General features: G+C 72.9%; 4 protein-coding genes and 1 pseudogene. 4 read left to right on the plus strand and 1 reads right to left on the minus strand.

Going from position 1 to position 7384, the window contains the following annotated elements:
* Positions 1–65: 65 nt before the first annotated feature.
* The 4 genes and pseudogenes from I6A81_RS46065 to I6A81_RS03400 all read left to right on the plus strand — a co-directional run.
* Positions 66–1028: pseudogene (locus tag I6A81_RS46065) on the plus strand (non-ribosomal peptide synthetase); the annotation flags it as partial.
* Positions 1029–1301: 273 nt separating this feature from the next.
* A complete protein-coding gene (locus I6A81_RS46070) occupies positions 1302–2921 on the plus strand; it encodes a (2,3-dihydroxybenzoyl)adenylate synthase (RefSeq protein WP_202999055.1) in 1620 nt (539 codons plus the stop codon).
* A 510-nt stretch (positions 2922–3431) separates the two neighbouring features.
* Entirely contained in the window at positions 3432–4694 is a 1263-nt protein-coding gene (locus I6A81_RS03395) for a cytochrome P450 family protein (protein WP_202999039.1), read from the plus strand.
* A gap of 92 nt (positions 4695–4786) precedes the next feature.
* Positions 4787–6370, plus strand: a complete 1584-nt coding sequence (locus tag I6A81_RS03400) for an AAA family ATPase (protein WP_202999037.1) — start codon at positions 4787–4789, stop codon at positions 6368–6370.
* Positions 6371–6401: 31 nt separating this feature from the next.
* Here the strand turns inward: I6A81_RS03400 and I6A81_RS03405 are convergent, their stop codons facing one another.
* On the minus strand, positions 6402–7325 hold the full coding sequence (locus I6A81_RS03405) for an ABC transporter ATP-binding protein (protein ID WP_407661240.1): 924 nt from the start codon (positions 7323–7325) through the stop codon (positions 6402–6404).
* Between the last annotated feature and the right edge of the window lie 59 nt (positions 7326–7384).

Consider the following 7384-nt stretch of genomic DNA (forward strand, 5'->3'; position numbering starts at 1 on the left):
AGGCGCGGCGCTGGGCCGAGCTGGTGGGCGGGCACGCCGTCACCGTGCTCAACTGCGTCCCGACCGTGCTGGACCTCGTGCTCGGCGCGGGTGTGCCGCTGGGCGCGAGCCTGCGCGCGGTGCTGCTCGGCGGCGATCGCGTCGGGGTCGACCTGCCCGGCCGGCTCGCCGCCGCGGTGCCCGGTTGCCGCTTCATCGCCCTCGGCGGCACCACGGAGACCGCGATCCATTCCACGGTCTGCGAGGTCGACGCCGACCGGCCCGTGCCGGCGGAGTGGCTGTGCGTGCCGTACGGCACGCCGCTGCGCAACGTCCGGCTGCGCGTCGTCGACCCGCTGGGCCGGGACTGCCCGGACCACGTCGCCGGGGAGCTGTGGATCGGCGGCGACGGCGTCGCCCTCGGCTACCTCGCCGATCCCGAGCGCACGGCGGACCGGTTCGTCGAGCTCGACGGCCACCGCTGGTACCGCACCGGCGACCTGGCCCGCTACACCCCCGACGGCACCGTCGAGTTCCTCGGCCGGCGCGACAACCAGGTGAAGATCCGCGGCTTCCGGGTCGAGCTGGGCGAGGTCGAGGCCGCCCTCGAGTCCGTTCCCGGGGTGCGGACCGGGGTCGCGGTCCTCACGACCGCGGCGGGCGGGGCGGGCCCGAGCCTCGGCGCGGCCGTGGTGCTCGACGCCTCCGCCACCGGCGCGGGCCCCGACGCCGTCCGCGAAGCGCTGCGCGCGCTCCTGCCGCCGCACATGGTGCCGGACCGCGTCGTCGTGCTCGACGAGATCCCGCTCACCGCGAACGGCAAGATCGACCGGCGCGGGGCCGGCGCGCTGCTGGCCAGCGCCGAGGGCGCGGCGGCGTCCGCCGCCGTCCCGCCCCGTGACGATCTCGAACGGGTGCTGGTCAAGGTCTGGCGCGAGCTGCTGGGGGCCGACCAGGTCGGCGTCACCGACGAGTTCTTCGCGCTCGGCGGTGACTCGGTCCTGGCCACCGGTCTCGTCGCCCGGCTGCGGGCCGAGCTCGACACCGACGAGATCTCGGTGCGCGCCCTGTTCAGCGCGCCGACCGTGGCCGGCCTCGCCGAGGCTCTGCGGCGCGCCGAGCCCACGCCCGGACGGCTCGACCGCATCGCCACGCTCGTCCTGGAGATCGACGCCCTGTCCGACGACGAGGTCGCCACGCTCCTCGGCGATCCGGCTCCCCTCGGCCAGGAGCTCACGGGCCCTGGTCTCGACGAGGCGGCCGAGGTCGAAACTGGCGGGGTCGAGGCCGACGGGACCGGCGGACCGCTCGCCGGCGACTGGGTGCCCGTCCCGGCCGAGGCCGCCGCGCGCTACCGGGCCGAGGGCTACTGGCGGGACGAGACGCTCGGCGAGCTGCTGCGCGGCTGGGCCAGCGCGTACGGCGCGTCGACGGCGATCGTCGCCGGCGAGCGCGGCCTCACCTACGCCGAGCTCGACGCCGAGGCGGACGACCTCGCGGCCGGGCTGCGCGAGATCGGCATCGGCGCCGGTGACCGGGTCGTCGTGCACCTGCCGAACCGGGCCGAGCTCGTCACCGTCCTGTTCGCGCTGGCGCGCCTCGGCGCCGTCCCGGTGCTGGCGCTGCCCGCGCACCGGCGGACCGAGATCGAGCACTTCGCGCGGCTGTCCGACGCGGTCGCCTACCTCATCCCCGACGTCCACGAGGGCCATGACCACCGCCCGCTGGCCGGCGAGCTGCTCGCGGAGGTCGACTCGCTGCGCCACGTCCTGGTCGCCGGCGAGCCCGGCCCGTTCACGGCGCTGGCCGACCTGGCCGCTCGCGGCGCGGCGGCGCGCGCCCGGACGGCGGGAGCCGAGGAACCGCCGACGGCCGGCCCCACGGCGGCCGACGTCGCCGTGCTGCTGATCTCGGGCGGCACCACGGGCAAGCCGAAGCTGATCCCACGGACGCACCAGGACTACGCGTACAACGCGCGGGCGAGCGCCGAGGTGTGCGGGCTGAGCGCGGCCGACGTCTATCTCGCGGCCCTGCCGGCGGCGCACAACTTCCCGCTCGCCTGCCCGGGGATCCTCGGGACGCTCGGCGTCGGTGGCACGGTCGTGCTCGCGCCCGTCCCGAGCCCGGACGTCGCGTTCGGGCTGGTGGCGCGCCACCGGGTGACCGTGACCGCCCTCGTCCCGCCGCTGGCCCGGCTGTGGGTCGAGGCCGCCGCCTGGGAGCGGGCGGACCTCTCCAGCCTGCGCCTGCTGCAGGTGGGCGGCGCCAAGCTCGACGAGGAGCTGGCCAGGCGGGTCACGCCCGCGCTCGGCTGCGCGCTCCAGCAGGTCTTCGGCATGGCGGAGGGCCTGCTCAACTACACCCGACTCGACGACCCGGACGAGCTGGTGTTCACGACGCAGGGCCGGCCGCTCGCCGCCGCCGACGAGGTGCGCGTGGTCGACTCCGCCGGCGCCGACGTCGCGCCCGGCGAGGTGGGTGAGCTGTGGACCCGCGGGCCGTACACGATCCGCGGGTACTACCGGGCGGCCGCGCACAACGCGACCGCCTTCTCCCCCGACGGTTACTACCGCAGCGGTGACCTCGTCCGCCAGCTGCCCACCGGGCACCTCGTCGTGGAGGGCCGGGTCAAGGACGTCATCAACCGCGCCGGCGAGTCGGTGGCGACCGGCGAGCTGGAGGACCACCTGCTCGGCCACTCGGCGATCACCCAGGCGGCGGTCGTCGGGCTCGCCGACGAGACCCTCGGCGAGAGCATCTGCGCCGTCGTCACGCTCTCCCCCGGGGGAGAGCTGACGCTGGCCGCCCTGCGCGGCTACCTGGTCGAACGCGGCGTGGCCCGGTTCAAGCTGCCCGACCGGCTCGTCGCGCTCGACACGCTGCCCCTGACCGCCGTCGGCAAGATCGACAAGAAGGAGCTACGCGGCCGGCTCGAACGCTAGAGAAGAAGGGGCACGCGGTGTCCGTCGGCCTCCGCCGCGGGCCGCCGCCCCTGCTCACCACCGCCCTGCCCGCTGACGCCGGCCGGCCACCGTCCCGGCCGGCCGGCGTCAGCCAGGAGGGGTCCCAAAGCCGCGACAGACGGTCGCTGTCTCCTCGGCTGTCGATTCATCAGCGCCGTTTCCCCTGTCGCCTCGTCCCCGGGGTCTCGGCGAGCGCCGCCGCGTCCCGACGGCGCCACGCCGTGGAGATCGTGGAGGCAACAGCGCCTGTCTGGGCGCCCGCTATCATGCCGCGCGAGTTGCTGTCCTGTCCGTCTTCGTCACCTCGGCCCAACCATCTCGTGCGCGGCGTGCCCATCCAGACACCCGGGCCGCTGTCCGGTCCCCGAACAAGGCGCGTTCGCGACCCGTCCGCGCCCGCGCTGGCCACCGCCAGCGACGTGGGGTGCCTCCAGCAGGCCGCATGACGAGAGCCGGGCCGTCGCTGGCTTTCGATATCTGGGGACCCTCGTGACCAATCTGAGCACGCCGCTCGCGACCGCGGCCGCCGCCGCTCTGCCCAGTCGCTATCCGACACATGTCGGCGCGACCCGGTTATACGGCGACGACTTCCACCGGGACGTGGCCGGGGTGTACCGCGACCTGCGCGCCCGCTACGGCGCCGTCGCGCCGGCTCTTCTCGACGGGGACGTGCCGGTGTGGCTGGTGCTCGGCTACCGCGAGGCCCACTTCGTGCTGACCCGGCCGGAACTGTTCGACCGTGACGGCACGCGGTGGAACGCGCTCGACCTCATCCCGCCGGACTGGCCGCAGGCCTGGGTCCTGGGCGCGGACAGCAACGGGCTGACCTGGGCGGGCGGCGAGGAGCACGCGCGGCGCTCCACCGTGCTGCACGACGCGCTCGCCGAGGTCGACCTCCACGAGCTGCGGGCACGCTGTGAACGCGACGCCGACGCGCTGATCGACGCGTTCGCCGCCGACGGGAGCGCCGACCTCATGGCGGAGTTCGCCCAGCAGCTGCCCGCGCGGGTGTTCACCTGGCTCGTCGGCTTCCCCGCCGCGCGGCAGGCCGCGATCACCCGCGACTCGCTGCTGGTACTGACATACGACGCCGAGGCGATGGCGGCGCAGGAGCGGCTGACCACGGGCCTGGCGTGGCTGGTGGCGGAGCGTGCCGCCCGGCCAGCCTTCGACGTGACCTCGCGGATGACCCACCACCCGCTGGCGGGGCCGCCTGAGACGATCGTGCCGGACCTGCGGATGGTGATCGCCGTCGGCCAGCAGCCGACGGCGCACTGGATCGGCAACACACTGCGGCTCATGCTCGCCGACCCCCGGTTCGCGACCACCCTCGCGGGCGGCCGCAACACCGTCCGGCGCGCCATGGCGGAGGTGCTCTGGGAGGACGCGCCGACGGCGAACACGTCCGCGTGGTGGGCGGTACGCGCCTGCGACCTGGGGGCCTTCCGGATCCAGCCGGGCGACATGATGGTCCTCGGCGTGGCCGGGGCCCACACCGATCCCCACATCCGCCCGAACGGCCCCGCGGCACTGCGCGGCAACCAGGCTCACCTCGCCTTCCTCGCCGGCCCGCACCGATGCCCGCTGCCGGCCCAGGAGATCGCCGAGATCATCGTCGCGGCGGCGCTCGAGGTGCTGCTCGACCGGCTCCCGGACGTCAGCCTCGCGGTGCCGTCCGAAGAGCTGGGCTGGGCGCCGTCGCCGTGGATACGCGGCCTCACCCAGCTTCCCGTCCTCTTCAACCCGATCTGAGCCGCGCGGCCCGGCCGCCCACCTAGATCGTCGATCACACATAGGGTGGGCGGAGCAGTCGCGTCGTGATGGCGAGCGGAGGGAACGGTCGGATGAGTCGCCGATTCAATACGGCAGGTCCGTGCGTGCCCACCCTCCATTACATGATTCCGGCGCTTTCGCGGCTGCCGGAGGGGCCGGGGCTGGTCGACCAGAACGCGTACTTCGTCGTCCACGCCCCTCGCCAGACGGGTAAGACGACCGCGCTGCGCGCGCTCGCGCGGGACCTGACCAGACAGGGCCAGTACGCGGCCGTGCACTTCTCCTGTGAGGAGGGCGAGGCCGCCGGCGACGACTACGCCGCGGCTACCCGCGACATCCTCATGCAGATCCGGATCAGCGCCGAGCAGCAGCTTTCAGCTGAGCTGCGGCCACCTGCCTGGCCGTCCGAGACCGAGTCGGAGGGCACGCTGCTCCACGTGGCGCTGCGGACCTGGGCACAGGCCTGCCCCCGGCCACTCGTGCTGTTCTTCGACGAGATCGACGCGCTGCGTGGGCAAACTTTGATCAGCGTACTTCGCCAGTTGCGCGCCGGGTTCCCAGATCGGCCCGACGAATATCCCACCTCGGTGGCGCTGTGCGGACTACGCGACGTCCGCGACTATAAAACCCTCTCCGGAGGTGACGCGTCCCGGCTAGGGACTGCCAGCCCATTCAACGTCAAGCTGAAGTCACTACGGCTGGGCGACTTCACACCGGACGAGGTCGCCCAGCTGTACGGCCAGCACACCGCCGAGACCGGGCAGCGGTTCGCCCCCGGCGCCGTCGAACACGCCTACGAACTGACCGGCGGCCAGCCCTGGCTGGTCAACGCCCTCGCCCGCGAGGTCATCGAGGAAATCCCGGTACCCGCCTCGGAAACGATCACTATCGAGCACCTGGAAGCCGCGAAGGAACGCCTGATCCTCGCCCGCGCCACCCACCTCGACTCCCTCGCCGCGAAACTCACCGAACCACGCGTCCAGCGGATCATCAGCGCTCTCCTCGCCGGCGACCCGCTCACCCTTGAGCCCTACAACGACGACCTGACCTACGTCCGCGACCTCGGCCTTATAGCGCCCAACGCTCCCGTCCGGGTCGCCAACCCCATCTACCGCGAGGTCATCGTCCGCGTCCTCTCCCAGAGCATCCAGGAAAGCGTCACCGCCAACCCCCACTCCTTCATCCGCCCCGACGGCGGTTTCGACCTCCTCAAGGTCCTCGACGAGTTCGCCGACTGGTGGATCGAGAACGGCGACTTCCTCATCAAGGGCGGCTTCTATCACGAGGTCGCCCCCCAGCTCATCCTCATGGGCTACCTCCAGCGCGTCGTCAATGGCGGAGGCCAGATCGAACGCGAATACGCCATCGGCTCCGGCCGCATCGACCTGCACATCCGCTGGCCCTACACCACCCCTGAAGGCACCCACCATCTCCAGCGCGAAGCCATCGAGATCAAGACCTGGCAGCCGGGAAAGTCCAACCCGCTGCCTCAGGGCCTCAAACAGCTCGACCGGTACCTCGACCGCCTCCAGCTGGACACCGGCACCCTCGCCATCTTCGACCAGCGGCCACGCGCCCGCGCCATCGACAAGCGCACCAAGATCAGTACAGCCACCAGCCCCGCTGGCCGCGCTATCACCCTCCTCAACGGTTGAGGCACGACAGCTCAGCCCGACTGTCGCCGCGCTAGGCCGGGTGGGCGCTGACTGGCTGGTCCTCGGACTCGTCCGCGGCAAGGTCATCCGCCGGGGCGGGGTCCGAGTGGGCGGTGTGGCCGGTGCCGGAGGCGTGGTAGCGCCCGATGGGGACGATCATCGGGGTGGCCGAGACCGGGTCGGGCACGACCTGGCAGCGCATGCCGAACACGTCCTCCACCAGCTGTTCGGTCACCGTGTCCGCCGCCGGGCCGGCGGCGACGACCGTGCCCGCCTTCATGGCGATCAGGTGGTCGGCGTACCGGCAGGCGAGGTTGAGGTCGTGCAGCACGATCACGACCGTCTTGCCGTCGCGGCGGTTGAGGTCCGTGAGCAGGTCGAGCACCTCGACCTGATGGCTGACGTCCAGGAAGGTGGTCGGCTCGTCGAGCAGCAGCAGGTCGGTCTCCTGGGCCAGCGCCATGGCGATCCAGACCCGCTGGCGCTGCCCGCCGGACAGCTCGTCGACCTGCCGGTCCGCGAGCTCCACCGTGTCGGTCGCGACCAGCGCCCGGGCGACGGCGTCGTCGTCGGTCCCGCTCCACTGCCGTCGCCACGTCTGGTGGGGGTAGCGGCCACGGCCGACGAGGTCTGCGACCCGGATGCCCTCCGGCGCGGTCGGCATCTGCGGGAGGATGCCGAGCTTCGCGGCGACCGCCCTGGTCGGCAACGCGTGGATGTCCTTGCCGTCCAGGAACACCGTGCCAGCGGCGGGCGTCAGCAGCCGGGCCAGGCCGCGCAGCAGCGTCGACTTGCCGCAGGCGTTCGCGCCGACGATGACGGTGATCCTGCCGGTGGGAATGTCGACGGACAGATCGGTGACGATGGGCCGGCGGCCGTAGGTCAACGTCACCGAACGACCGCTCAGGCGGGGCTCGTCAGACACCACAGCGGCCTTCCTCGTCGTCATCGTCATGTGTCACGCTCTTTCGTCGGAATGGGATCGAGGCGCGGGGCGCGGCCGCCGTCAGCGGC

It is taken from the genome of Frankia nepalensis (assembly GCF_016786325.1).
Classification (GTDB): Bacteria; Actinomycetota; Actinomycetes; order Frankiales; family Frankiaceae; genus Pseudofrankia; species Pseudofrankia nepalensis.